Below are 24,601 nucleotides of genomic sequence, written 5' to 3'. Positions count from 1 at the left end.
AGCTCGCCAAAGCGAGCTTTTTTGCTTTTACACGATATCGACTTTCTGTTCCTTTTTCCATCTGAAGAAAAGGATGGACCCAGCTAACACGAGTAAGGCGACATACGTAGAGATTGTTAAAAGTACAGGATATTGGTGACTGAATATACGTGTGATCAAATATTGCGTCATTAACAAAATCAGAAGAACAGCAATTGGAATATGCGCTCCTATCAACGAAATATAGTTGACTGCGATTCTTGAAATTAAGGTCGCGATAGCTGCTGCAACAAGACTCAGCAAATATACCCCGATTACAGAAATGATGATGTATTGTAGAAACGTCATATCAATCCAGAAATAGTTTGTTTCAAATGCATACAAGCTGGATGCGAAGAATTCACTCGTTTCGTTTTGTGCATACATGAGAAAGAAAACAAATAAATAAACTGTCGTAATGATAGTCGCCATCACCATGGACGCTGCCATTTTCTTTTTGAATAAGTTTCGCCCTTCTTTCGTTGTATACTGAAGAGTTATGGCATTATTTTTACGGTCGATGATATGGACCCGTCCGACGATAATCATCACACTCAACACGATGAGGATCGCGACCATTGTGATCAGATTCGAGAAATTCTCGACTACAAAGTTAGGTAGGATGGCATGTCTGGATGGATTTTTCACATATTCCTTTTTCCATTCCTCATCTTGTATGTTATCACTGATAAAGATTCTTTCATCGTTGTGTGCATAGAAATCGATGATCCCTTCCCTAGCCTGCAGCTCCCAGAAGATATCAACCCCTTCTTCAAACATGACTTTACCAAGTAATTCGTTAACTTCTGGGTTTGAAGAGCGATCAAAACTCCTAAATTCCTCATATGTGGCGATTCCTGCTTCTGAAAAACCCTCATGCGATTTCAAGTATTCGCCTGCTTTTTCTACTTCCTCCTGATACGTTACTTTGAAATCTTCAAATTCCTTTTTGTCCATTTCCGGGCCATACTCAGCAATCATTTGTTTTGATACCTTAAAATGATCGCCACTTGGGCGCCCATTGGGAAAATATTCAAACCCAGTGCTTAAGAACATATGGTAGAACAGAAAACTCAACAGGACGAGAAAGCCGATCAATTTCCAGTTCAACAGCTTTCTCAGCTCGTAAAGAATGATTCTCATGGGTTTCTCCTTTCTAGTGCAACTGCTGCCGTTTGAAGTAGTGGATGCTTGTGATACTGATTAGTGCAAGCAATACCGCCCATATACCGAACGTGACGGCCTCATAATGTTTGTAGATTGTAAATGGTCCATTGCCCATCAGCCATTCATGCGGATTCAGGATCAGCGTGAATGGATTGTAATGAAGGTAAAATACAAGATCCGTAGTCAATGGAACCTTTCCTGGTAGTAAGATTCCGCTTCCGACTAAGATCAAAAAAGCGAAGAATACGAGATAGGTATTTTTCAAATAGATGGACAAAATGTACGACAGACCCATGAACAGATACTGTGAGATCAGGATGAAGAGTACAAAGAATCCCATGTATTCCAAAAAGGTCAAGTTCCACCATGAAATATACGGCAACGGTGTCTCTGCGTTGAAATAAGCACTGATCGGCACATTCCAAAGCCCAGTATAATCATAAGTCAGAAAGTAAGCAGTGAATGTTCCTCCAACAACGACCAGGGTAACGGCTGATGTAGCGATTGCAGATGCACCTAGCTTCTTAAGGACAAGGTTTCGCCCACTTATCGTCGTGTAGCTGATCGATGCCGTCCGGTTTTCGAATTCATAGTTCGTAACAGCGGCCGTAATGAGCACAACTAAAATCATCAGTTCAAATAGAAAAGCACGACCGAGCTTCTCAAATAAAAGCTCATGCATTTCGTACAACATATTGTTGAAGAACAGATGCTTATGCTCGCCGTTGTCCATCAATTCATCAAGGCGCTCATCTAGCTTCTGAAATTGCGTACGCACGGTTTCCGCGGCTCCGGCTTCCATTCCATACATTCGAATGACAGTATCCGCGATTCCCGCCAGATTGATATTTTCATAGATTCCATCGATATCCTTGGAGGTCCGGTAGTACACTTCGAAGTAATGATGATTCCAAAGCTTCCGCATTTCTTCTTCCGTTAATGGATTTTGCACCTTATAGTCCTCGAGCAATTCCGAAGGATGGTCATACGTTTTATTCTTATCTTCTGCAAGTCCATTAACAGAGGCGACCACTTTTTCATAGTCGTTTTCTATTTTAACAAGTGTCTCTTCATTGATTTCATGACCATAATCATCTACTAGATTACTCAATACGGCCATATCCTCTTTAAAATCGGTATTATTCATCGTAATCAAGATATTAAGCCCGAGAAAGAATACGATGAGGCCCCAAATAATCGGCATTCTAATAATCTTTAAGAGTTCCTGCTTGATGATCATGCCATACTACCTGCTAACGTCGAATCATCCTCATAGATATGTAGAAATACGTCCTCAAGGTTCGGTCTTACTTCCCTCCACTCAGGTTCTGGCGTTTCATCCTTGGCTATAAAACGAATCGTCATTTTTCCACTATCTTGTCGTTCCGAAATCGATTGATACCTTTCTCTAAAGGCATCAGCCTCCGCCATCGGTACCTCTGTTTCAAAGATTTTACCGTCTAAAATTCCACAGATGTTTGAAATCGTATCTTTATATAAAAGTTGCTTGTCTTTGATCATGATGATTTCATTTGCAATCGACTCGACGTCTGACACGATATGGGTGGAAAGGATGATGATCCGGTCCTGTGCGAGTTCCGTCAACAGCTTCCTGAAGCGGGCCCGTTCCTTCGGGTCAAGCCCTGCTGTCGGTTCATCGAGAATGAGGATCTTCGGGTCATTCAACATCGCCTGGGCGATTCCGACCCGTTGGATCATCCCGCCTGAAAACTTCTTCATCTTCTTGCGCGTGACATCCTCTAATCCGACCAGCTTCAACAGCTCTTGGATTTTTCCCTTTGCAGTCTGTTTTTCAATCCCTTTCAACGCGGCGAGGTACATCAAATATTTTTCCGGGGAGTAATTCTTGTAATAGCCGAACTCCTGTGGAAGGTATCCGAGCACGTTCCGATAATCTTCATCGAGCTTTGTCACCTCTGTACCGTTGTAGAGGATTTCACCTTTCGTCGGGAAAATAAGGGTGACGAGCATTTTGATCATCGTCGTCTTCCCTGCCCCGTTCGGTGCTAACAGCCCGTAAATGCCATTTTCAAACTCGAGTGTAATGTCTTTCAAAGCTGTGAAGCTGCCGAATTGTTTACTTACTTGATTCATGACGAGCATCTAAATCAACCCTTTCATTCGTGTCGAGAACAATAGACCTTTCAAGGAACGTATATACAGGATCGCCGCTCCCACTGTAATGATCCCGTATAGATAGAACGGGATGTGCTGGAGAAGGAGCTGGTACACATCCTTGCTGTAGAAAGCAGCCGTGACATTCCCGACTACCCAAACGCAAGCGACCGTCCATTTCGCCTGGCGAGACTTCATGTGGAGCTGGACATACAAGAATGCCATGGCAAAAAGGAACAATGCTGAGCTTGATATCAAGAATGCATATAGGACATTGATTTCCTTTTGGGCTGCGATCAGGAGGATGATGACACCGTTCACCATCAGACTGAACAGACTGAACACGAGCATCCGGAAAGCAGCCAGCTGGTGAAGATTGTATTTACACGTCATCTCAACCTCATACGTCGCCTTTTGCTTTTGGTTAAGGAAGAATAGATAGGCGAATGTAAAATAGGTCAAAGGAGATCCGATGAAAATGAACGTATAGATGTTCAGTTGGTCAGCAGGGACCCACTCCATCACTCCAATACCCATAGCACCTAATAGGAACAGTGCAATCACCAACGTATAAAGGATTTCTGTCCAGTCATGAAACAGGTGGCGGAGACCGATATTTCGGTACATGTTCATCAAGTAGGTACCGAATGACGTTTTCGGATCCAAGCCTTTCTCTAGGATCATGCTGATTTCCATTTGCATTTCTTTCTCATCTGGATAGGGGATTTCAAAACGTTGTTTATCCATGTCCATCCTCCTTCAACCGTTTCTTAAGCTTGCGGATCGTCGCATAATATTTCGTCTTGACTGTCGATTCCGTCAAGCTTACACTTGCTGCAATCTCTGGGAACGTATACTCTCCGTAAATCTTCAATCGGACAATCGTCTGGGCGTCATAATCGAATTGAGCAAGGACCGAGAGGATTTGTGCTGCTTCTTCCTTCGTCTCGACGTCAGCCGTAAATTCAACCGGATCATGGATGACTTTCTCCTCAATCGTTTCGGTCTGTTTGTTCTGCTTATAGTGCTTCGACCTGTAAAAATCGATGATCCTTGAATTCGCCACCTTGTAGAGCCAGGTTCTGAAGGAAGCTCGTCCATCAAAACCGTGAATCGTGCGCAGCATACTGATGAAGATTTCTTGTGTAAGGTCCTTTGAGAGCTCTTGATCCAACGTCTGTTTATAGACGAAGGCGAACATCTCGCGGTAATACTTCTGGATGAGCTTATCTGCTGCTCGCTTATCCGACTTTTTCTTAATCGCTTTTATCCATTTCAAATCTTGATCCATATCGTTCGCGATCACATCCGTTCCCCAGCTGTCTATTTCCTCGGCTATACGTATATTCGTAACAAAGAGCAAAATAGTTTTAGAGATTTCGAAAATTTTTTTATAAGGACTATGTTAACTGATAATGAGAGTTTTAGGACAAAAACAAAGGAACTTCTCATTTAGAAGTTCCCTTTGCATTTAAGATCCCTGTAATGTATCGATTTTCCTTACTTCTTCAGGTAAGCTTTTATTCTATCATTTATGGAGCTCTTACCTTGCATATGATTTGAGTCCTTCATGAACGAGGGACAGAAACGTCTCTTTATTGTTTGGATGGCATGCGATTAAATAAGGTTCATCCGACATTCCTGTGAATTCATTTCCTTCAAAATCAGTTACCAGATAGCCTGCTTCTTTCACCATTAGTAATCCTGAATATAGATCTTCTCCTACAGAATTGTATAAAACGATCCCATCAATTTCGCCTTTGGCTAGCATTGTCCAATGAAGTGTTGGTGCCCAAAGCCTCATCATCCGCTTACAATTGAGATCGATATGCTGTCTCAAGCTAACAGCTGCCTGTTCATTTTTCACATGATGACCTTGGATCCAACCAATGTTTAAATTCTTGTTGTTACTCTCTTTTAGATGCATTTTCTTCCCATTACAAAATGAACCCTCGTTTTTTATAGTGAGATAAAGTCGATCCACCATCGGTTCATAAATCACCCCAAGTACCGGTTCGTGTTTGTAAATGAGTGTGATTGAACTTGAGAAAATCGGGAGACCGATCACAAAATTATTCGTACCGTCCAGAGGATCGATTTGCCAGATCCAGTCACTATCCACTCCGTTACTACCTGATTCTTCGCCTTGGATGGTATGATCCGGAAAAGATTCGGCGATTCTCTCCGTGATGAACTTTTCGATTTTGATATCGATTTCCGTAACGATATCACCGTTTTCGTCTTTAAAATTAAATTCAAGAATACGATCAAAGTTCTCTTTTGCAATGCTGCCTGCTTCACGAATAACCGTTTCCGCTAATCGAGTAGCTTTTGATAATGTTTTCTCCATGGTTGGCTCCTTTTGTATTTAAAGTTCTTTATTGTCAATCGAATTGTCATCTACTAATAGAATGTTATAATGAACCGATACGTCAACTTTATCTCATGTATCGGTTAACATCTTATTTTTAAAACAGGGGGAAATTATGTATAGACTACGGGGTCATCATATTTTTTGCCTATTGGGTTATCGCGGAATGGGCTATTCAAAGGAATATATTGAAAATATGACACGATTGCATCAGGATTTGAAAAACAACCCAAAGACTTTCATTCATCTTGTCAAAGGGCCTGACCAGCTGTGCGAAAAGTATCCAAACTCAGGTGATTACCACTGCAAGGACCAACATATTTATGAGAGAGATGCTGTTATGTTAGAAAAATTGGGGCTTAAGGTCGGACAAATTCTGTATTGGGAGGACATCGAGTCTCGTATCCGAAAATCTGTCGTGCCCTCCGATATTCAAGTAATGTGTAAAGATTGTTCCTGGCGCCTATATGGCGTTTGTGAAGAAGGCGTTCAAGAGATTCTGGACGGACAGGGCTTGAGAGAACTTAAATGATTTTGTATCCATTTTACTTTGTCAGCTCGGTTGCCGCTTGGATATATGGAGCTGCCCACTTTGAAAACGGCAGGTCATCGTCCCACGTTACTTGACCGATCGCTTTGAAGCATCCCCAATCGAGGATTCGTTGTTGAAGCATATGGACGCAGATCCGGTTGACGTATGCTTCCTTGTCCTCTGGTGTTTCTAGATAGACGGAGAGAAAACGTTCTGCGATTTCAAGTTGGTTCTGATCAATATAAATCGTCAACATCTTCACCAAATCTGCCACTGGATCTCCGAAGTACGCATTTGTAAAGTCGAATACACCACTAACAGTCCAGCCCTTACTTCCTTTTTGGAGGAGGACATTCGCTGGTTTGAAATCGCCCATCACAAATGCTGGTGTCGATAGTTCTTGGAAGGATTCTTCTGCACTTCTAAGCACTTGCTCAACCCAGTCGAAATCCTCTCGGGTGATGACGGAATATTTCTTCGCATCGTTCAACCAGTAACGGATACGATCATAAAGCCACTTCTTGTAGGACCCTTCAAATGATTTTATTTGAAAATCAGAAGGTTCAAGCTCACCAAATTGCTCGACCTTCCAGCTGTGCATTTCCTTTAACGTCTCTGCAAGAGCTTCGGCAACCATCAACTTGTCCTGCTTCGGCCAATCTGGTTGCAAATGCTCGCCACTCAAACATGGCATTAACGCATAGCTCCATCCGAAAATGTCCTCTTGTTCATCAATCTGATAAGGATGGGGCACATGTATGGAAGGGTTTTGATTGAGATTGTCGACGAAATATTTCTCCTCTTGCAGCTGCCCCGGATAGAGCGGGTTTCCTTTTAATACAAACTGTCCTTCTGTAGAGGTGACGAACATCGTCTGACTCATCACCCCTTCCCTCGTTTTGGCAGAGGAAATCAACTTACCCAGGTTGAAGCGATCGAGCATCCATTGCAACTGTTCATTCGAAATGGCACCAAGCTTATTCGTTGAAAACAGGATTTTCGTCGTCATCGAATCTCTCCTTTTTAATCTTCATGTAAAAACGAGACGATTTTGGTGAGAATTATTTCGTCTTCCTGCACACATAGATCATTTGACTGCTTCGATTGGTAAGTGGATTTTCCTGCCAGTCCCCATAAGAATTCACGATTTCGTAACCATTGTAATGAAGAAGACGTTCCATTTCTTTCGGGTATACAAATCTAAGCTGGATATCAGCACGACGTTCATCAATGATCGTACCGGCATCGTCTTTTTTTCTACGAATGGTCGTGTTGTATTGGATTTGTTCCAATGGATGATATGTACACGTGTTAAACATGTCCACCCGCAGTCCATCTTCAGGGTCCTCGTAGCTGCGCCAAAATTCTTCACTTGTATCCGATAATTCTTCTTCGCTCGGATAACGTGTACCGAAAATGAAGATCCCTTCTGCTGTCAGGTGTTTTTGAACGGACTGCAAAAACGCATCCTGCGCTTCATTCGTCAGAAAATGTTGAAACGAATTCCCCACCATGTAGATAAGTGGACTTTTGATGTTCAAGTCAAGCTCACAACAATCCTGTTCAAGCCATTCAATGTCCAGCTTTGATGCGGAGGATTTTCTCTCTGCTTCAGCTAGCATGCCATTATGTAGATCGACTCCAATTAATCGATGTCCATGCTTCGCTAAAGGAATCGTCACTCTGCCTGTCCCGCATGCTAAGTCAACAATCGGTCCTTTCGCTCTGGCAGCCCGTTTGGCTAGGAACGTTATGTCTTCTTCGTAGCCGTCATTTTCTTTGTCATATAATACTGGGTCATCATAGGTTTCTAGATTGGTTATTACGGTGTATTCTTTCATAAGACCTCTCCTTGTAAGATCGCTTCTTGACATCACCCGAAAATTTGGGCAGCGATTCCGAATAATGTTCCATTTCTAGGAGGCATTAGGTCTCCATTATGAATCATGACAGGGGGCTGCTTCACTTCTTCAAAGCCCCATTTCCAGATTGTGTTCATGAATGGCTCCTGCCCAGAAGGGACATCAATTCTTAGTTTTCCATCGTGATTCGCAGCTAACTGGTGGATGAGACAAGCCGCTAGATGAGAATCTGGGGCAACAATCGGACCGAGAATGAGATTGACTGGACCGGGTATCGAGAGACCGAATCCTATAACGCTCTCTTCTCGATCGATGACAACCAGGCAGTCTTTTGATTGTTGAATTCGTCTTTTCAGGAACGTTTCTCTTGAGTGACCAAATGCATGCACGTCCAAGAGGATAATTTGATTAATGTCCTCATCTCTGAATGCTCTTATTTGGAAACCCTCTAAATCCAAGGGTTTGGACACGAACCGGTTACAGATGAACTTATGAACATGGTCTACTTCTTTAAAGCCCATCTTACGATATAATGGAATGCCTTCATGTGTCGCAATCAGCATGGAGGTTGTTCCTTCAGGTAGAGATTGCATGCATGCCTCGGTCGCTTTTCTACCAAGCCCTAACCCTCGATAGGATTCATGGACGATCACCATGCCAATAGAAGCAAGCTGTCCTTCATATGGAAGAATAGCAGCACTTGAAACGATAGCACCCTCTTCATTTTTGTGTCCGAAAATTTGTCCCGAATATAAAACAGTCCTGATTTCCTCTTCTGCATAATCCCATCCGACAGATTCAGATAAAGCTATCAAGCCCGGGATATCACTTTCAAAGAGTTGTACGTGCTGTAGTTCTGATTGATTGGTGGTATTCATCTAGATGTCTCCTGATCGTTTAGAAATTTTTGTCACTCTACATAGTTCGTAAACGTGATATATAATTCCTTTTGCTTTTTATAATCCAAAAGAAAAACGCCTTGATAAAAGGCGTTATGAATTCTCTTCGATATAGGTCGTGAACCATTTTTTCCACTTTTCCGCATTGGCGGATTTTGTGTTGATCCCTGTTTCGTCAAGGAATGCTTCAAAATGCCAGAGCTCAGTCCCTACAACGAATAACTCAGTGATTCTCTCAAGGTAGTCAATAAACGATTCAGCCAGGAATTGTGCATCTTCCCCTTCATGCTCCAAATAATAAACAGGTTTCTCTTCTCTTTCATTGGATCCATCAAATGTATAGAGATCTCCGTTCGAAGCATGGGCGAATGCAATCTTGTTTCTCCAATGAACACCGTGATCTACGCCATCCTCATACCAATCGTCGGCAAAATGAGTCAGATCTTCCAGCACATCAAAATCGATATGTATTTCCCCCTGATAGATTTCGCCAAGTTCTTCCGGGACCAATTCCATGTCTTCCTCTGGTAAATACCAGGCAAAATGGAGCCGCTTGGATACATTCAGAATGAAGTCTTTATAAGAAGGAGGAAGTTTCATATTCAGCTTCTTTTCTGCTTCAAGAATTTCTTCTGGACTAGCAGGCCCCTCAGACTCAATCACCTCGACCTCTAGTTCCGCCTCCTCCAATTCATCTATTAGATTCTCCCATTTAGTTGTCAGCTCTTCAAATTTGCTCATTTCGTACACTCCTTTTCGAACGCCACCCCTGCAGCAACCATTTTCTCTTCTCCTACTTGTTCAATCCGATCCTTTAGTTTTGTCAAAAACGAATCGAATTCAACATGTTTCCCCATTTTGAAAGTCATCTCTTTTTCAACATCTAACCACGTTGAAAGATCAGCTTCATTGTGCTGGATTTGGACTTCGAGCTTATCTAGAGCATTCGCCACTTTCGCTACATATGTAGCTTTTTCTTCAAATTCCATCCAAAGATCAAAGATATCTTTTCCCAATTCTTCAGGGAGGTTCTTTTTCAAGTTTACAATGGCTGCATACTCTTTTTCCTCTTTGAGCTTTTTGACATCCGGATCATTCATCGCTTCAAAAGCAGGAACATCCCCTGCTTCTGCTTCAATTAAATCATGGATCACGATCATTTTTAACAACTTCTCCAAATCTACCTTGGCATCGAGATAGGGGTGAACGAGAATGGCCATTAAGGACATCCTCCAAGTATGTTCCGCTACACTTTCTTGTCTTCCATTAGAAAGCCAGCTGTGGCGCATTTCATATTTCAATCTTTCAGCTAATCCGATTACTTTCATGATTTTCGATATTTGTTCTTCCATCTTAACCCACCTAATTCTATTAAATAATGTCCATTTTTACTTTAGCATTGATCCTTCTAAAGAGAAAGAAAAGAAAAGATCCCTTCTATTACAATTAAATAGCTCTTCTCTTAAAATATATAATTAAAACGCCAGTGGTAAAATTAAAAACGCCCTAGATCACTAGGACGTTTTCCCGTCTTATTTCAACGAAGCATTATGGGCGCTGGTCGTTTCTGTTGAAAACTCAATCGTTTCTGCCGTACGCTTTGCCATCCCTTCGTCGAACATCTTTCCTACAACATGTAGAGCCATGTTTATACCGGCGGAGACTCCTGCAGCTGTGACGACTCTTCCTTCATCAACGAATTTCACGTCTTCGACCACGGTTACTGATGGATATGTTGCTTGCATCATTGTTATTGCCGCTCTGTTTGTCGTCGCTCTCTGCCCATTCAATAGACCTGCTTCAGCAAGAAAAAGTGCTCCGGTACAGACGGAAATGACATGTTTATCCTTTGCCCCGTAACTCGCAATCCATTCAATAATTGATCGGTTCGACATGACGCTCGTTATCGCACTTGCTGGCCCTCCTGGCACTACGATCAGATCGAATTCCGGTGCGTTTTCGAAGCTGTAATCCGGTTGGACTTTAAGGCCATTGTGTACGGTTATCATGCTCCCCTTCTCCGAAACCGTATTGACCCGGAACGGCTTGTCCTTTTCTTCCAATCGATTCGTAAATAGCTTTTGAACATCTTCAAGGCAATGCGTCGATAAATTGAACACCTCATATGGGCCCGCAAAGTCCAATGCGTCCACATCATCAAATAGTAAAATGCCTACATGGATTTGATTCATCGTTTCCCTCCTGAATACGTCACTCCCATACATATTCTGGATATTTACAGAAATCCCTTTCAATAAAAAAGATGGATGCTGATTAATTCATGTACTCGTGGCCGAACTGAAAAGCTCACAGGATAAGAAGAGTTGATCGTTGACGATAACAAGAAATTAAGATAAGTTGTATATATGCAACATTTTTGTTAGTGGTGAATGTTGCAGTCATGCGAAGCCTTTCATGTATTTTGCCAGTCTCCCGGGGTGGTAGCCGGGAGACTCCTCCTTTTTAAATGGGAAAAATTCTGTTCATTAAAAGCGCGATCCCCCATTCGAGGAATCGCTGTTTAATCGTAGTTATTTATTCTTTTGAAAGTTTAAATCCCATGTGACACCGAATGCATCTTTTACTTTTCCATATTTCGCACCCCAGAACGTATCCTGCAATTCCATCAGAACCGTTCCCTTTTCGCTCAATTTATCATAAAGCGATTGAGTTTGTTCTTCACTTTCCATATCAAGTGCTAAAGAAATGTTGCTTCCTCTTTCGACATCTTGTCCTGGAAACGTATCAGACATCATCAAGAACAGCTCACCTTTCTTGAACTGTGCGTGCATGATGCGTTCATCCGCTTCAGGTGGCGTCGGGAAGTCAGCCTCACCAAACGTTTGTACATTCAGAACTTCGCCATCAAAAATGTTTTTGTAATACTCAAGGGCGTCTCTTGCATGACCATCAAATGTTAAATAAGGTGTTGCTTGATGTTTCATTCCATTCACTCTCCTCGATTTAAGTAAACATTTCTTTTTTATCATAATACAAGATCTGAACAATAACAAGAACAAATGTTCCTATTAATATAAAAAACTTCTCTCCCTATTTTCATTCTCTTGCTGTTATAGAAAAACCTCTTTAATAAAAAACAATCTCAATTTAATGAGATTGGTTATTGATTCGTTTTTTTGATTTAAGTGCTGCAATTCCTTTCAGGATCCTTAAAATAAGTAATTGCGAATGGACGGCGACGACTTCAAGATGAGCTCGAAAATCAGTAGGTGCTGTGTCATCCGCTTCATCCGAAATCACTCTGATGATAACAAAAGGAACCTTATTTAAGTAACACACATGCCCGACGGCAGCTCCTTCAGCCTCTACTGCAGTTCCTTGAAACCTTTCGCGCAAATTAAGTTTGGCATCTTCACTGGCAATGAATTGATCTCCGGATAAGATCCGGCCTTCTACCACCTTGATCCCTTTCATCCCCTTGCCAGCTTGAAGGGCTATTTTCTTCAGTAAAGGATTTGCTTCATATACGTATACGCTCATTCCAGGGATTTCTCCCAGTTTATCTCCCAGATGGGTAAAGTTCACGTCATGTTCAACAGTGTCCTTTGAAACGACAATATCCCCTGTTTTCAAGTTCGTGTCCAATAGACCGGATGTCCCGGTTAACATAATAGATCTCACATGAAAATGATCGATAAGAATCTGGGTGGTCATCGCCGCATTCACTTTCCCCACTCCGGAGTGACAAAGGATCACCTCTTCCTTTGCAATCGTGCCGATATAAAAGCTCTTCTCAGCAAAGGTTTCTTTTCGCCTAATCTCTATTTTTTCCAATAGGTATGAAATTTCTTCAACTAAAGCACTCATTATCCCAATCGCCAAACAGTCCATCCCCTTTTTCAAGTCCATATGAAAGTGTATGAAAAAGGAGGTGAAATGTACTAAATGTACAATCATTTTTGTATACTTATCGTCGTTTTTTACAGATAAACGAAGAGGATGAGCCGTGAAAGTCATAATCTATGTTTCAGTTTAAAGGTGAATGATTTTTCTTTACCAAAGGACGTGTCATGGTTGTTAAAAAATCCTGGTAGAAAAGATTGTAATTCAGTTGCAGGGCAATATTGATCGGGTTTCCATTTTGCTCGTCTGGAGGGTTTCTGAAATCAGCGATCGTATGTCCTTTCGCAGGTCCATGGATTTGAACATCTACTGTCTTTGTTACATACTGGCACAGATCCGGATTCGTTAGAGCAGCAAGCGTAAGGACGTCATGCATGGGTGCGCCTGGAATCCACGGGTGCATTTTTTTATAGGCACGGATATAATAGTGGATGATTTTCGGGATAAGATCTTTATAAGCATTTTTCCCGTATCTTTTAATGCGTTTAGCCGTTTCATCGGTCACGTATGCCGCGTTCGTCACATTGAGTGGATACAAATATGTATTCTCTGCTTTCGTTAGGATATTTTGAGCAGCAATCGGATCTCCATGAATATTCGCTTCAGCTACCGGTGAAACGTTACCAGGAACCAAGAACGCGCCGCCCATCAAATAAAAAGCAGAGACTTTTTTCATAATATCCGGTTCACAGATCAACGCCACAGACAAAGTAGTCCCTCTGCCTAAATTGACGACAATGAGGTCATCCTCCAGTTGATTGACGATTTCAAAAATCTCATTGAAGGAATTGAAATCTGTGGAAGTGTGGATTCCTGGTTGGATAGGTCCTAATCCTTCAGGTCCATGGATTTCGGGATAAAAGACTGTAAAATTTCCATCCAATGGGCCTTCTGCACCTCGAATGACAGGGACCTGTTTTTCATTGCCCATTTCTAGCAGATACCTTACATTCTTGACGGCTTGTTCTTTATTGATGTTTCCATAACAAGCCACAACGCCTACCAAGTTGATATCGGGATGTAATATGGCATAGAGTAAGGCTAGTGAATCATCAATTCCGGGATCTCCAAGAATCAATACATTTTTCATAAGACCACCCATCCCCTTTTAATGCCGCACTCACATTCTACTTTCCATTTTATTACAATGTTGTACTTGCAATAACCTCTACTACTTGTAAAACCATAAACACCGCTTTTATGCTATAATCTGGAATTGAGGTCAAATAAAGGAGATGGAAATGACTAAGAAATTTTGGCTCACCATAATTGGTGTTCTTGCAGCGATAGCTGTCTTATTAACAGCACTACCCTTTCTTGGATTCTATTCGTTGAGTTTCTTAGCGTCAGGTAATGAGATACTGGAAGAGAGAAGCACGAAGAAGGAAGTTAGGGAGTTACTTGAAGAAAAATATAACCTGCACTTTAAGGTGGAGGTTGATGTTAGAACTTTTGTAGGCACAGATATTTCAGCATATCCACTTAATAAGTCATCCTATACTTTTGAAGTAAATAAGTACGAAGATACATATACCGATTATTTTTTTGATGCTTTGTATGAAAACAAATATAAACCGGAAATAAAAAAACGATTAAGCGATTATCCTGAATTGAACGGTAAAGTCGATGTACATGCCTTCTTCAATCATAAAGCGCTCCGTAATGAGAAATTTGATTTCAAAGACGGGTTTCCGGAGCTTACAGATCTACCGGTAAGCCCTAGCTTCAAATTATCTGGAAGGCTGACGGAGGATGAGGTTGACCGTGAGAAAATTCTTCTTAAGATGCAGTCGATGATTCAATTTCTTAATGATGAGGATATCCCGCATAAGGATTTGAGAGCGAACTTCACACTTGAAACAGAAAAAATGTACTTCTACTACACCTATACGATCCCAAAAGATGCATTTGAAGGATTGACCTCGATTGAGGCTTTGAAAACACACGAAAAACTGATTAAAGCGGCTAAGCCATAAAAAAAGGTTGGACCATTCGGTTGGTCCAACCTTCTTATTTTTATGCGTGAACAAGCTGGCGATTCCAGTGGCGGTGTGCTGCGACTGATTCAAGGAATTTGTCTGTGAAGACGTTGGCGTCATCCTCTAGAATCACTCCGTCGTGCTCTTTCATACCTTCAATCCATTTCTTCCCTTCATGTGTAGCACCGATCGGCTTGAAATGTATGAAGGCTTCCTGGATGAATTGCTGCGCATGCTGCTCAAAAGCTGAGTCGACCTTTTTTCCACCTACTGCATAAATCGCATCGAATAGGACGGAGTCACAGGTCAGGAACGTGTGGTCCACTTCGAGCTCATGGTCGTTTGTCCCTTGAAGAGTACCCAGTTTGCTGCTGATAATCTCTGGCATTGCCCCTTCTGCTTTTAATTCAGAGAGGATATGTGTGAGGTCTTGCCCATTGAATTCATCCCCGACGATGACGCCGATTTTACGGGATCTTACCGAATGGGTCCTGTTCGCCATGCTAAGTGCTGGAGAAGACTTGGTGTAATTTGATCCTCCGCCTTCCGGTCGGTTCACCCCGATGTTCTCCGCTACTTCTGAAGCCAGCTCACTGCTGATATTTGCAATCATGTCGACCACCTGTTGCTGGACAGATTTGCTTTCCACTTTTCCAAGCTCGAAGCTGAATGCTTTTTTGATATGCTCCTTTTCATGGTCGCTCATGCTGTTCCAGAAAAGGGTGGCCTGGGAGAAATGATCCTTGAAGCTTTCGCTTCGCGCACGGATCTTACGTCCTTCCACTTTCTCCTGGTAGTGTTTGTATCCGCCCTCTTCCTCACTAGCTGGAGATGGCGTGTTGTCAGCAAGCGAGTTTTTATGATAGCTCACCTGACCGGTGTTGATTGTATGGCGGCTGATCCCATCCCTTTGATTATTATGGAACGGGCAGACTGGCTTGTTGACGGGAAGCTCGTGGAAGTTCGGCCCGCCAAGTCGGGATAGCTGGGTATCGGTATACGAGAACAAGCGGCCTTGCAATAACGGATCATTCGAAAAATCGATTCCTGGGACAACGTGACCCGGGTGGAACGCGACCTGTTCATTCTCAGCGAAAACATTATCGACGTTTCGGTTGAGGGTCATTTTTCCGATGATTTTCACTGGTACTTCTTCTTCCGGCCAAAGCTTTGTTGGATCGAGGATATCGAAATCGTAGTTGAACTCATCCTCTTCTGCAATGATTTGCACACCCAACTCGTACTCTGGGTAGTCTCCGTTTTCAATGGTTTCATACAAATCAGCACGATGAAAGTCCGGGTTTTTCCCAGAAATCTTTTGCGCTTCATCCCAAACAAGTCCATGAGTACCAAGTACCGGCTTCCAATGGAATTTGATGAAATGCGCTTTCCCTTCTTCATTAACAAAACGGAATGTGTGAACACCGAACCCTTCCATCATTCTGAAGCTCCGAGGGATGGCACGGTCTGACATCGCCCACATAATCATATGTGCGGATTCCTGGTTATTGGCGATAAAATCCCAGAACGTGTCATGGGCAGATGCAGCCTGTGGCATTCCATTGTGGGGTTCAGGTTTTACCGCATGAACGAGATCTGGAAACTTCATTGCGTCTTGAATGAAGAAGACGGGAATGTTGTTGCCGACGAGGTCGAAGTTCCCTTCTTGTGTATAAAATTTAGTCGCAAATCCACGTACATCACGAGCCGTATCGAAGGAACCCTTCGATCCAGCAACCGTCGAGAAACGGACGAAGACCGGGGTTTTGACAGACGGATCTGAGAGGAAATGAGCTTTCGTATATTCTTTCATTGATTCATACACTTCAAATTCTCCGTGCGCCGAAAACCCACGCGCATGGACGATCCGCTCAGGAATACGTTCATGGTCGAAGTGGGTCATTTTTTCACGAAAATGAAAATCCTCCATTAAGGTAGGTCCTCGTTCGCCAGCCTTTAAGGAGAACTCGTCCTCAGATACCTTGACGCCTTGATTGGTCGTCATTTTTTTATCACTGTCATCCACTCGATTCTGTTCAAGCTGTTCATCTTTCTTGTTTTGGAAATCCTTACGGTCGTCTTTGCTCATTTAGGTAATCCTCCTTCATGCTTCTTTTCCGATTATGTAATCACCATTACATACTGAAGGGATTCCCTAACTTTGATTTAGAAAAACAAACGATAGGTAATTAGGAAAATCGTACCAACGGAAGGCTTTTTATGGATCGTTTTTCGAATTTGAGAAGGATACATGATTTCCTACGCAATAGAAACACTAACTACGTAGCAAGAATTGTATAGGAGGATATGATATGAACAACCCAATGAATCCAAATGGTCACGGTAATCAACAGCCACAGGGAATGCAACAACCTCAAGGCATGCAGCAACCACAAGGAATGAACGCGCAACCGAAGATGAATCAGTTCGGAGCACCTCCAGCTGGAGCTCAGCCACCACAAGGAAATGCGATGCCTGGATTCCAGCCGAATCCAGCCCCAACACCACCGAATATGAACCATGGTGGACATGAGATGTTCGATAGCCATGAGGTGTTGGCCTCTTTTATCAGCGTATTGGATCAGTACTTGATCTTCGACCAGTACATCAAGGATCAGGAGCTGCGTACGATTTTGTATCGCCAGCATGCGTTCATCACCGATCTTTACAACACAGCTGTTGAAGCTTTTTCGACCGGAGAAAAGCCTTCGCACTCAACTCGAGTGTATAAAATGCAGCAGAACAACCATACGGTTTACGGGTTAACACCTGGTCAACCGAAGAAGCCGTTCACATCAGCCAACCAAGTGAACGACCAAGGAGTTTCCGGCTATATGCTCGGTCTAATCAAATCAACAGGCTCATTGCTTGCTATGACCGCATTGGAAATGACAAACCCAGTGTTGCGCCGAGTTATAGCTGACAGTGTTCCGAACTTCATTGAAATGGCGTATGAAATCTTCCTTTATCAAAACAAGCGTCATTACTATCAGGTTCCACAGCTAGCGCAACAGGACATGTCCCAAATGCTGCAAAGCTTCGCACCTGCCCAACAACCGAATCTCTTCAGACATTAACGCCTAAGAGAAGGGTGGCCCACCACTGTGTGGGCCACCCTTTCTTTTGTTGGGAGTGGTGGAAGTGTCAGGCACTCAAAAAGAACCCTTGTGCCGCAAGGGTCCTTTCGGAGTGTCTGACACCACTATTCAATCCTTACGTATCAACGTTTCCTGGAAAGTGCCTGACACTTCACGTTTTTTGTTGGTCAATGTATTTCAGGGTGATGACGGAGAGGAGACCAATTCCTATTCCTCCTAAGATCCCTGGGAATGGGTTGTCGATGTATAGACCGAAGCTGAAACCTAAAAGGACAAACGCAATGAACGACCAGACCTTCATTGAACCCTCTCCTTTTGCGATATTTTTTCAGTGGGCTGCTGTTGTGTTGATACTCTTTTTCCCCATGGCTTCAAGTAAGAAATGATAACGAGAAAGATTAAGATGGTAAAGCTGAGGCCCAAGCCGAAGTAAATCCAGAGTCTGTTTGAAAGATAAAAAGCATTTTCTAAGGGATGAGTGGGACTTGAAAAAATCTCTGAAAAATTGTCGTGAAGCCAAACCCTCATAAAGTTTGCTCCGAAGAAAATTGCACCGATTGTCCCTACCCACTTCGCAATGATCCAGTAGTATCTGGTGACTCCCCAGTGTGTACGAACCGATAACCAAACACCTGTAATGAATGCAGCAACTCCTCCTGGAATAATTAAGAACCAGTCAAAGTATTGAATGAACAGATGGGCTGCATAAATCATTTCACGTTGTTCCGTAAAATTGGTCGTCAACGCCATCAGTAATGTGCCAAGCAGTCCACTGAAATACACGATGATGGAAAGAATGTGGGCGATGAGCCAATTGTTTTTTTGCTTAGGCTTGAACTTTTTCTTTTTCCGATTGCCCAGTTTCATCATAACGTAAAGAATGAGCAAAAACCCTAGAGGTAAAGCAAGCAAATTCAATACAACTAACATCGTACCGTTCCTTTCCTTAAGTTTACCTAAGGCTCACAAACAGCTTGCTGGTTTCACCTCCTCTGCAACTAAACTAACACTGTTAGATTTTTAACTAACACTGTTAGTTTATTGTGAAAATGGTATAATTGTCAAGTAAGGGAGTGAACTTTGTGACAAAATCAACCAATGAAAAAAAAGTCCAACTAAATAAGGATCAGATTGTCCGATCAGCGATTAACTTATTACAAAAGGATGGTATACACGGTTTGTCGATGCGAAAGCTGGCAGATGCTTTAGGTGTGAAAGCTGCCTCCCTTTATTGGCATGTGAAAAACAAATCCGATCTTTTACAACTCATTGCGGAGAAGATTACATCCGAGGTCGACCTCCCTTCATCAGGTTCTTGGGATGAACAGTTGAAGCAGATTGCAGTGCAATATCGGAAGGTACTTCATTCCATTCGTGATTCTGCTGAAATCATGGAAGATACCGTGCCACTTACACCTCAAAGAATCCGGTTGATTGAACACGTCTACCAGCAGCTGCTTGCAGCAGGATTTCCAAAACAAAGCGTGCCTTACATCGCGTCCTTGTACAATAACTTCATCTTGTCGTTCGTCCAAGATGAGATTCGCGTCTCAAATCACCTTGAAGAGGATGAGAATCCTTTCTCTTCAATAGACATAGAGAGATATTCACTCTTCATGGACGTAAACAGAAGCGTAGGAAAAGAAAATACTGAAGTACAATTCCAATTTGGTCTGGATGTATTCTTGGAAGGATTAAAGGCAAAACGGAGAGAAGTGTCAGACACCTAAAAAGAACCCTTGTGCGGCAAGGGTCCTTTCGGAGTGTCTGACACCACTATTCAATCCTTACGTATCAACGGTTCCTGGAAAGTGCCTGACACTTCGGGAAAATGACGTACGTCCAAAGTTGTATGAATGTTGATACCATGACAGGATTCGTAAAGTCGCTGAAAAACGTACACTAAACGTATCACTTAAGAGAGAAGGGATACGGTGAGATTCAGAGACTTTCACAAAAATATCAAGGTTCGGATTATCGAATCTTTCATCAGCAAGTTCATAGGAAGCATGATCTTCCCATTCATGTCCATTTATTTAGCTGTCCATTTCGGTGCGAAGGTAGCCGGATTACTTTTGTTGGTCAACGTGTTTGTCGGAATAGCGATCAATTTCGTAGGAGGTTACTTTGCCGATCAATTTGGACGAAAAAAGATCATGTTGATTGCGGAGGCACTTCGGTTCCTTGCATTTATCACAATGATGATCTGCAACTCCCCATGGTTCCAGTCACCTGGCATTACGTTTGCAATGATGACGGTGAACAGTATTTGTTGGGGATTAGCAGGCCCTGCCAATCAGGCTATGTTGATCGACGTAAGTCGTCCACCCGAACGAAAGCTGATGTATTCCATCACGTATTGGGCGAACAACCTGTCGATTGCGATTGGTGGAATCATTGGTGCATTTTTATTTCAGGACTATCTTTTTGAGCTCTTTGTGGCATTGAGTATTGCTGCAGCAATTGTCGTAACACTTGTCATCTTTTTCATCGATGAGAGCTATGCACCTGTCAATTCAGAGCTAACAGCTTCCGGGCATGTCTTACAGCTTTTCTCTACGTATAAAGTTGTTCTCCAAGACCGCCTGTTTGTCTTGTTTACCATTGCAGGCGTGCTCATTTTATCAATGGAATTCCAATTGACGAATTATATCGGGATCCGATTGAGTCATGAAATGCCGATTCAGCACTTTTTGTTGTGGGAGATCGACGGTGTCCAGGCAATGGGATTCCTCCGTAGTGAGAATACGGTCATTGTCGCCATTTTGATGCTATTCGCAACGAGGTTCACCAACGCATTCAAGGATAGGTCGATCCTGGTTTGGAGCTGCTTCTTCTTTACAATGGGTTATGGCGTCATTGCCTACTCCAATAACCTGGTCCTCTTGTTTTTCATGATGGCGATTTTGACAGTCGGGGAAGTACTACGTGTGCCAGTCGAGCAGTCTTATATGGCCGCTATTCCTCCTGATGATGCGAGAAGCTCCTACATGGCATTCAGTGGTTTGCAATACAACCTCGCCATGCTGGTAGCATCGGTCACGGTTACAGTCGGAGCCGTCCTTCCTTCACTTGTTATGACCATAATCATTACGTTCATAGGGCTGATTGGAACGTCCATCTACTTTTTCATTACACCCCGGTTGGATGAGAGGAAGGCTTTGTCAGAACTGAAACAAGTAGGTTGAACATTTCTACTGACTACAGTCCCAAAATTTCAAATCCCCATAACTAGTACTTTCCAACCAGGTGCTCCAAAGCGCTCTATATCCTTAGTATTATCAGGCTCTAGTGCTTACAAATAAAGTGTATAGCCTGTTGTCAGTATTTGTAGCATCTCGTAAAGGTGACAGGAATAGAGTGGCGAAAGAAGCTAGTAATGCTAATTATATGGGGAGGACTTTACGTGAAAAAGAAAAGTATACTTACCGCGTTGAGTGTCAGCTTACTTGCTGGTCAAGTCTTGGTAAGTTCAGGTGGTAACGCTGAAACTGCCGCTGGCCCGAACGTGGAGAATATTTTACATGAACATGATGCTTCCGCCTTTTACGATGTGCGGAACGTCGTCAATCAAGTCGTGCCGACGAACCTGCAATTGGATGCTGCAGATGCACTTATCCAAGAAGCCGGAGCAGGCACAAAGATTAAGTGGAACAGCCTGTTTGGTACACCTTCTACCATTGTAAAAGAGAAGGGTTACCTCACAGAGGCATCCAACCTGAATGCGGAGACCGTTGCTCGAAACTGGCTGAAAGACAACGCAGCCCTCTTCGGCTTATCGGCTTCTGAAATCGACTCGTTGAAAGTGATTCGTGACTATGCGATGAAAGACACCGGACTTCATCCAGTGACGTTCCAACAGACGTTTGACGGCATCGAGTCCGTTTACGGCGGTAGAATCATCGTCGCGGTAAACAAAGAAGGAAAGATTTTATCGGTAACAGGAAATTCAAGCCGCTCGAAATCGCTCGCTGGTGATTTCGTCCTTTCGTCGACAGACGCTTTGAATAAAGCGATCGACCTTGAAGCGAAGAGCTTGCAATATACACCGAAATTGACCGGTACGGAAAAAGGATGGGACGTATTTGACGGCGGTGACGTCCTACCGACGAAACAACGCGTGAAAAAAGCGACGTTCATTACGAAAGATGGCGTTCGTCCAGCATACCGTGTCCTCTTTATTGAAGAGCTGAACGAAGGTTATGAGATGGTGATCGACGCAGAAACAGGCGAACAGCTTTACAAGCGTTCTCTCGTCGACTATGTGACCGATCCTGAAGGATTGATCTTTGAAAACTATCCTGGTGCCAAACAAGGCGGAACGCAAGTCGTGAAATCCTTCAAAGGTGACCCGAATGCCTCCCCTTACGGATGGTTGACGCCAGGTACGAATCTAGGTGTGACCACGTTCGGTAACAATGCCAACTCTTACGCAAACTGGAGTAACTTCTTAGTGCCAGCAGACGAAGCGGTACGCCCTGTCGCTCCGACTGGTAAGTTCAAATACAACTTCAACAATGCATGGCAAGAGACGCAAGGTGCGACGGTGCCTCCATCGTATGCAGAGGATGTTCACAGTGCAACGACGAACCTCTTTTACCATCACAACTTGTTCCATGATTACTTATACAATCTCGGATGGACAGAACCAGCTGGAAACATGCAGGTATCCAACTTCGGTAAAGGCGGTCTAGAAGGCGACCCGATCCTAGGACTTGTCCAAGCAGGTGCTGTTTCTGGTGGCGCTCCGACATACACAGGTCGTGACAATGCCTACATGCTTACATTACCAGACGGAATTCCAGCATGGAGCGGAATGTTCTTATGGGAACCGATTCCGGGAGCATTTGAAGGAGAATATGCAGATGGTGACTATGATGCAGGAATCATCTATCACGAGTATTCTCACGCACTAACCAACCGTTATGTAGCCGGTGGAGAAGCACTTGGTAGCCACCAATCCGGTTCCATGGGAGAAGGTTGGAGTGACTGGTTTGCAATGCATCACCTCATCAAGAACGGTAAGCAAGAGAAACCGGTTGTCGGTGCTTACGTAACGGGTAACGATGAGCGCGGAATCCGAAGCTATTCTCTAGACGAGGCGCCATACAACTATGGCGATGTCGGTTATGATGTCGGCGGACCTGAAGTCCACTCAGACGGAGATATCTGGGCTGCAATTTTATGGCATGTAAGAGATGAATTGATCAAGCAATTTGGGAAAAGTGAAGGTGAATCGATCGCGGAACACCTCGTCATGGATGCGATGCCGATTTCTGTTCCGGATCCATCAATGGAAGATATGAGAACAGCAATCATCGCGGCTGACTTCGAGCGTTATGACGGTGCCCACTATGATGCGCTATGGACAGCTTTCGCTCAACGCGGTCTAGGTGCAAATGCTTACTCTAATGGCGGTGACGACACAGATCCGATTCCTGGCTTCAACCATCCAGATGGTAAGTTCAACGGTCAGCTCGTCGGTAAGGTCATCAACGCTGCGACGAACAAGCCGATTGAAGACGCTCGTATCATGATTGGTGAATTCGAAGCTCGAACGACGCCTGTTTCAACAACGACGAACAGCGGCGGTTTTGCAACATACATGGTAGGTGGTACGTATGACATTACCATCCAGGCTCGTGGATTCGGTTCGAGAACGATCCGTGACGTAACGATTGAGCCTGGTAAGAAGAACAAGCTGAAGTTTGAATTAGAGCCGAACGTCGCTTCTTCCTTCAACGGCGCTTCGATTCAGAGCGTATCCGGTGAATCCGACAGCAACCCTGTCAAGTTCACGATTGATGATACAGAAGCAAGCGTCTATGCTTCTGACACGCAAGAAAATGGATTCAAAGGATCTGAATTCGTAGTCGATCTTGCTGGTGATAAAGCAGTAGATGTGTCACATATCCAAGTGAGTGGAATGAAGGATGTTTCGAAGTCCCGCTTTGCAACATTGAAAAACTTCAGTGTTCAAGTGTCTGAAGACGGCGAGAACTGGACGACAGTTGTCCGTGAGAAGTTTGAGGAGGCAAAACCACGCCCGACAGTCGCTGACTTGCACTATCGCGGCTATGACCTGGCTGAGCCAGTCAAGGCGAAGTATTTGAAGTTCATCGCACATGATGCGCAAGACAATTCGAAAGGCTATGTCCAAGTTGCTGAGGTTCAGGCTTTTGCAGCTGGCAAATCAAAGATCTCTCCAATCACCATTGAACCTGCGCAGCCATTCGTAGCTGAAGGCACGGTTCAAGCTGGAAACCCTGGTACGGGTATCGGTAGTCTTGCTGGCGTACCTGCAACCCTCGCTGTAACGGAGAATGAGTTCGTTACGACTCAGAATCCAGAGCCTGCTTCCCAAGGTGCAGATGGTTATGTTGTCACACTTCCTGAACAATATGGAGATGGCATCCACAACTTCACGTTGGAAGGTGCAGAGACTGCAGGAGATTACGATTATGATGTGTACTTCTACAACAAGAACTTTGAGTTGATCGGTGGGGTTGCGACAGCTGGAGCGAACGAATCCGGCGTCATCCCAGGTGGTACGAAATACGTCTACGTTGGTCTTTATACAGGCGCTAGCGTACCATTCACCCTTACAGCAACAAGCCCATATTAAGGTGTAATAGGAAAAGAGGCGCGGTTTCGCGCCTCTTTTTTCATTTGATG

24 protein-coding genes are annotated in these 24,601 nt (G+C 43.5%); 6 read left to right on the top strand and 18 right to left on the bottom strand.

The genetic code is table 11. The annotated features are described in order from the left end of the window. Positions 1-27: 27 nt before the first annotated feature. From V1497_RS04990 to V1497_RS04965, 6 genes are all read right to left on the bottom strand, one after another. The gene (locus tag V1497_RS04990; protein ID WP_349409871.1) at positions 28-1,161 is read right to left on the bottom strand and encodes a hypothetical protein; all 1,134 of its coding nucleotides are present in this window, start codon (positions 1,159-1,161) and stop codon (positions 28-30) included. A gap of 13 nt (positions 1,162-1,174) precedes the next feature. Then, on the bottom strand, positions 1,175-2,425 hold the full coding sequence (locus tag V1497_RS04985) for a hypothetical protein (protein ID WP_349409870.1): 1,251 nt from the start codon (positions 2,423-2,425) through the stop codon (positions 1,175-1,177). Next, on the bottom strand, positions 2,422-3,309 hold the full coding sequence (locus V1497_RS04980) for an ABC transporter ATP-binding protein (RefSeq protein WP_349409869.1): 888 nt from the start codon (positions 3,307-3,309) through the stop codon (positions 2,422-2,424). Before V1497_RS04980 ends, V1497_RS04985 begins: the two co-directional genes overlap by 4 nt. Further along, positions 3,310-4,068, bottom strand: coding sequence for a hypothetical protein (locus V1497_RS04975; protein ID WP_349409868.1), 759 nt, complete (start codon positions 4,066-4,068; stop codon positions 3,310-3,312). Beyond that, positions 4,061-4,627 carry a sigma-70 family RNA polymerase sigma factor gene (locus V1497_RS04970; RefSeq protein ID WP_349409867.1) on the bottom strand — a complete coding sequence of 189 codons (567 nt, stop codon included), beginning with the start codon at positions 4,625-4,627 and terminating at the stop codon, positions 4,061-4,063. Before V1497_RS04970 ends, V1497_RS04975 begins: the two co-directional genes overlap by 8 nt. Before the next feature lie 237 nt (positions 4,628-4,864). Next, positions 4,865-5,671, bottom strand: coding sequence for an inositol monophosphatase family protein (locus V1497_RS04965; protein ID WP_349409866.1), 807 nt, complete (start codon positions 5,669-5,671; stop codon positions 4,865-4,867). Between the two features lie 136 nt (positions 5,672-5,807). On the opposite strand from V1497_RS04965, the gene V1497_RS04960 reads away from it, so the two are divergent. Continuing rightward, positions 5,808-6,224, top strand: a complete 417-nt coding sequence (locus V1497_RS04960; protein ID WP_349409865.1) for a DUF1284 domain-containing protein — start codon at positions 5,808-5,810, stop codon at positions 6,222-6,224. A gap of 13 nt (positions 6,225-6,237) precedes the next feature. Here V1497_RS04960 and V1497_RS04955 read toward each other — a convergent pair whose 3' ends face one another. From V1497_RS04955 to V1497_RS04915, 9 genes are all read right to left on the bottom strand, one after another. Then, positions 6,238-7,233, bottom strand: a complete 996-nt coding sequence (locus tag V1497_RS04955) for an aminoglycoside phosphotransferase family protein (RefSeq protein ID WP_349409864.1) — start codon at positions 7,231-7,233, stop codon at positions 6,238-6,240. Positions 7,234-7,285: 52 nt separating this feature from the next. Next, complete coding sequence (locus tag V1497_RS04950; protein WP_349409863.1) at positions 7,286-8,065, bottom strand: class I SAM-dependent methyltransferase; 780 nt, start codon at positions 8,063-8,065, stop codon at positions 7,286-7,288. Positions 8,066-8,097: 32 nt separating this feature from the next. Further along, positions 8,098-8,964, bottom strand: coding sequence for a GNAT family N-acetyltransferase (locus V1497_RS04945; protein ID WP_349409862.1), 867 nt, complete (start codon positions 8,962-8,964; stop codon positions 8,098-8,100). 114 nt (positions 8,965-9,078) lie between these two features. Then, positions 9,079-9,726, bottom strand: a complete 648-nt coding sequence (locus tag V1497_RS04940) for an SMI1/KNR4 family protein (RefSeq protein ID WP_349409861.1) — start codon at positions 9,724-9,726, stop codon at positions 9,079-9,081. After that, complete coding sequence (locus V1497_RS04935) at positions 9,723-10,337, bottom strand: HD domain-containing protein (RefSeq protein WP_349409860.1); 615 nt, start codon at positions 10,335-10,337, stop codon at positions 9,723-9,725. The genes V1497_RS04940 and V1497_RS04935 overlap by 4 nt, the downstream gene beginning before the upstream one ends. 180 nt (positions 10,338-10,517) lie before the next feature. Beyond that, positions 10,518-11,177, bottom strand: coding sequence for a DJ-1/PfpI family protein (locus V1497_RS04930; protein ID WP_349409859.1), 660 nt, complete (start codon positions 11,175-11,177; stop codon positions 10,518-10,520). A gap of 339 nt (positions 11,178-11,516) precedes the next feature. Continuing rightward, on the bottom strand, positions 11,517-11,930 hold the full coding sequence (locus tag V1497_RS04925; protein WP_349409858.1) for a VOC family protein: 414 nt from the start codon (positions 11,928-11,930) through the stop codon (positions 11,517-11,519). Positions 11,931-12,093: 163 nt separating this feature from the next. Then, positions 12,094-12,828, bottom strand: a complete 735-nt coding sequence (locus V1497_RS04920; protein ID WP_349409857.1) for a 5'-methylthioadenosine/adenosylhomocysteine nucleosidase — start codon at positions 12,826-12,828, stop codon at positions 12,094-12,096. Between the two features lie 145 nt (positions 12,829-12,973). Next, the gene (locus V1497_RS04915; RefSeq protein WP_349409856.1) at positions 12,974-13,939 is read right to left on the bottom strand and encodes a nucleoside hydrolase; all 966 of its coding nucleotides are present in this window, start codon (positions 13,937-13,939) and stop codon (positions 12,974-12,976) included. Between the two features lie 151 nt (positions 13,940-14,090). Between V1497_RS04915 and V1497_RS04910 the strand changes: the two genes are divergently transcribed. Beyond that, a complete protein-coding gene (locus V1497_RS04910; RefSeq protein ID WP_349409855.1) occupies positions 14,091-14,825 on the top strand; it encodes a hypothetical protein in 735 nt (244 codons plus the stop codon). Positions 14,826-14,865: 40 nt separating this feature from the next. Here the strand turns inward: V1497_RS04910 and V1497_RS04905 are convergent, their stop codons facing one another. Further along, positions 14,866-16,917 (bottom strand): catalase, encoded by a 2,052-nt coding sequence (locus tag V1497_RS04905; protein WP_349409854.1) that lies wholly within the window; start codon positions 16,915-16,917, stop codon positions 14,866-14,868. Positions 16,918-17,299: 382 nt separating this feature from the next. On the opposite strand from V1497_RS04905, the gene V1497_RS04900 reads away from it, so the two are divergent. Further along, positions 17,300-17,905 carry a spore coat protein gene (locus V1497_RS04900; RefSeq protein ID WP_349410750.1) on the top strand — a complete coding sequence of 202 codons (606 nt, stop codon included), beginning with the start codon at positions 17,300-17,302 and terminating at the stop codon, positions 17,903-17,905. A gap of 172 nt (positions 17,906-18,077) precedes the next feature. Here the strand turns inward: V1497_RS04900 and V1497_RS04895 are convergent, their stop codons facing one another. After that, complete coding sequence (locus tag V1497_RS04895) at positions 18,078-18,227, bottom strand: hypothetical protein (RefSeq protein ID WP_349409853.1); 150 nt, start codon at positions 18,225-18,227, stop codon at positions 18,078-18,080. Next, positions 18,224-18,856, bottom strand: coding sequence for a DUF2269 family protein (locus V1497_RS04890; RefSeq protein WP_349409852.1), 633 nt, complete (start codon positions 18,854-18,856; stop codon positions 18,224-18,226). The genes V1497_RS04895 and V1497_RS04890 overlap by 4 nt, the downstream gene beginning before the upstream one ends. Before the next feature lie 152 nt (positions 18,857-19,008). Between V1497_RS04890 and V1497_RS04885 the strand changes: the two genes are divergently transcribed. The 3 genes from V1497_RS04885 to V1497_RS04875 all read left to right on the top strand — a co-directional run bounded on the left by V1497_RS04885 (position 19,009) and on the right by V1497_RS04875 (position 24,551). Then, positions 19,009-19,656, top strand: coding sequence for a TetR/AcrR family transcriptional regulator C-terminal domain-containing protein (locus tag V1497_RS04885; RefSeq protein WP_349409851.1), 648 nt, complete (start codon positions 19,009-19,011; stop codon positions 19,654-19,656). Between the two features lie 204 nt (positions 19,657-19,860). Then, positions 19,861-21,114: an MFS transporter gene (locus tag V1497_RS04880; RefSeq protein WP_349409850.1), complete on the top strand. Its 1,254-nt coding sequence runs from the start codon at positions 19,861-19,863 to the stop codon at positions 21,112-21,114. Between the two features lie 218 nt (positions 21,115-21,332). Continuing rightward, on the top strand, positions 21,333-24,551 hold the full coding sequence (locus V1497_RS04875; protein ID WP_349409849.1) for a M36 family metallopeptidase: 3,219 nt from the start codon (positions 21,333-21,335) through the stop codon (positions 24,549-24,551). The last annotated feature ends 50 nt before the right edge of the window (positions 24,552-24,601 follow it).

It is taken from the genome of Pseudalkalibacillus sp. SCS-8 (assembly GCF_040126055.1).
GTDB classification, from domain to species: Bacteria; Bacillota; Bacilli; order Bacillales; family Fictibacillaceae; genus Pseudalkalibacillus; species Pseudalkalibacillus nanhaiensis.
The sequence above is the reverse complement of the archived record's forward strand: the minus strand, read 5'-3'. Positions and strand labels throughout refer to the sequence as shown.

Coding starts and splice junctions, on each gene's coding strand:
- V1497_RS04990 (WP_349409871.1), bottom strand. CDS start 1,161: ATGAGAATCATTCTTTACGAGCTGAGAAAGCTGTTGAACTGGAAATTG.
- V1497_RS04985 (WP_349409870.1), bottom strand. CDS start 2,425: ATGATCATCAAGCAGGAACTCTTAAAGATTATTAGAATGCCGATTATT.
- V1497_RS04980 (WP_349409869.1), bottom strand. CDS start 3,309: ATGCTCGTCATGAATCAAGTAAGTAAACAATTCGGCAGCTTCACAGCT.
- V1497_RS04975 (WP_349409868.1), bottom strand. CDS start 4,068: ATGGATAAACAACGTTTTGAAATCCCCTATCCAGATGAGAAAGAAATG.
- V1497_RS04965 (WP_349409866.1), bottom strand. CDS start 5,671: ATGGAGAAAACATTATCAAAAGCTACTCGATTAGCGGAAACGGTTATT.
- V1497_RS04960 (WP_349409865.1), top strand. CDS start 5,808: ATGTATAGACTACGGGGTCATCATATTTTTTGCCTATTGGGTTATCGC.
- V1497_RS04955 (WP_349409864.1), bottom strand. CDS start 7,233: ATGACGACGAAAATCCTGTTTTCAACGAATAAGCTTGGTGCCATTTCG.
- V1497_RS04950 (WP_349409863.1), bottom strand. CDS start 8,065: ATGAAAGAATACACCGTAATAACCAATCTAGAAACCTATGATGACCCA.
- V1497_RS04945 (WP_349409862.1), bottom strand. CDS start 8,964: ATGAATACCACCAATCAATCAGAACTACAGCACGTACAACTCTTTGAA.
- V1497_RS04940 (WP_349409861.1), bottom strand. CDS start 9,726: ATGAGCAAATTTGAAGAGCTGACAACTAAATGGGAGAATCTAATAGAT.
- V1497_RS04935 (WP_349409860.1), bottom strand. CDS start 10,337: ATGGAAGAACAAATATCGAAAATCATGAAAGTAATCGGATTAGCTGAA.
- V1497_RS04930 (WP_349409859.1), bottom strand. CDS start 11,177: ATGAATCAAATCCATGTAGGCATTTTACTATTTGATGATGTGGACGCA.
- V1497_RS04925 (WP_349409858.1), bottom strand. CDS start 11,930: ATGAAACATCAAGCAACACCTTATTTAACATTTGATGGTCATGCAAGA.
- V1497_RS04915 (WP_349409856.1), bottom strand. CDS start 13,939: ATGAAAAATGTATTGATTCTTGGAGATCCCGGAATTGATGATTCACTA.
- V1497_RS04910 (WP_349409855.1), top strand. CDS start 14,091: ATGACTAAGAAATTTTGGCTCACCATAATTGGTGTTCTTGCAGCGATA.
- V1497_RS04905 (WP_349409854.1), bottom strand. CDS start 16,917: ATGAGCAAAGACGACCGTAAGGATTTCCAAAACAAGAAAGATGAACAG.
- V1497_RS04900 (WP_349410750.1), top strand. CDS start 17,300: ATGCCTGGATTCCAGCCGAATCCAGCCCCAACACCACCGAATATGAAC.
- V1497_RS04895 (WP_349409853.1), bottom strand. CDS start 18,227: ATGAAGGTCTGGTCGTTCATTGCGTTTGTCCTTTTAGGTTTCAGCTTC.
- V1497_RS04890 (WP_349409852.1), bottom strand. CDS start 18,856: ATGTTAGTTGTATTGAATTTGCTTGCTTTACCTCTAGGGTTTTTGCTC.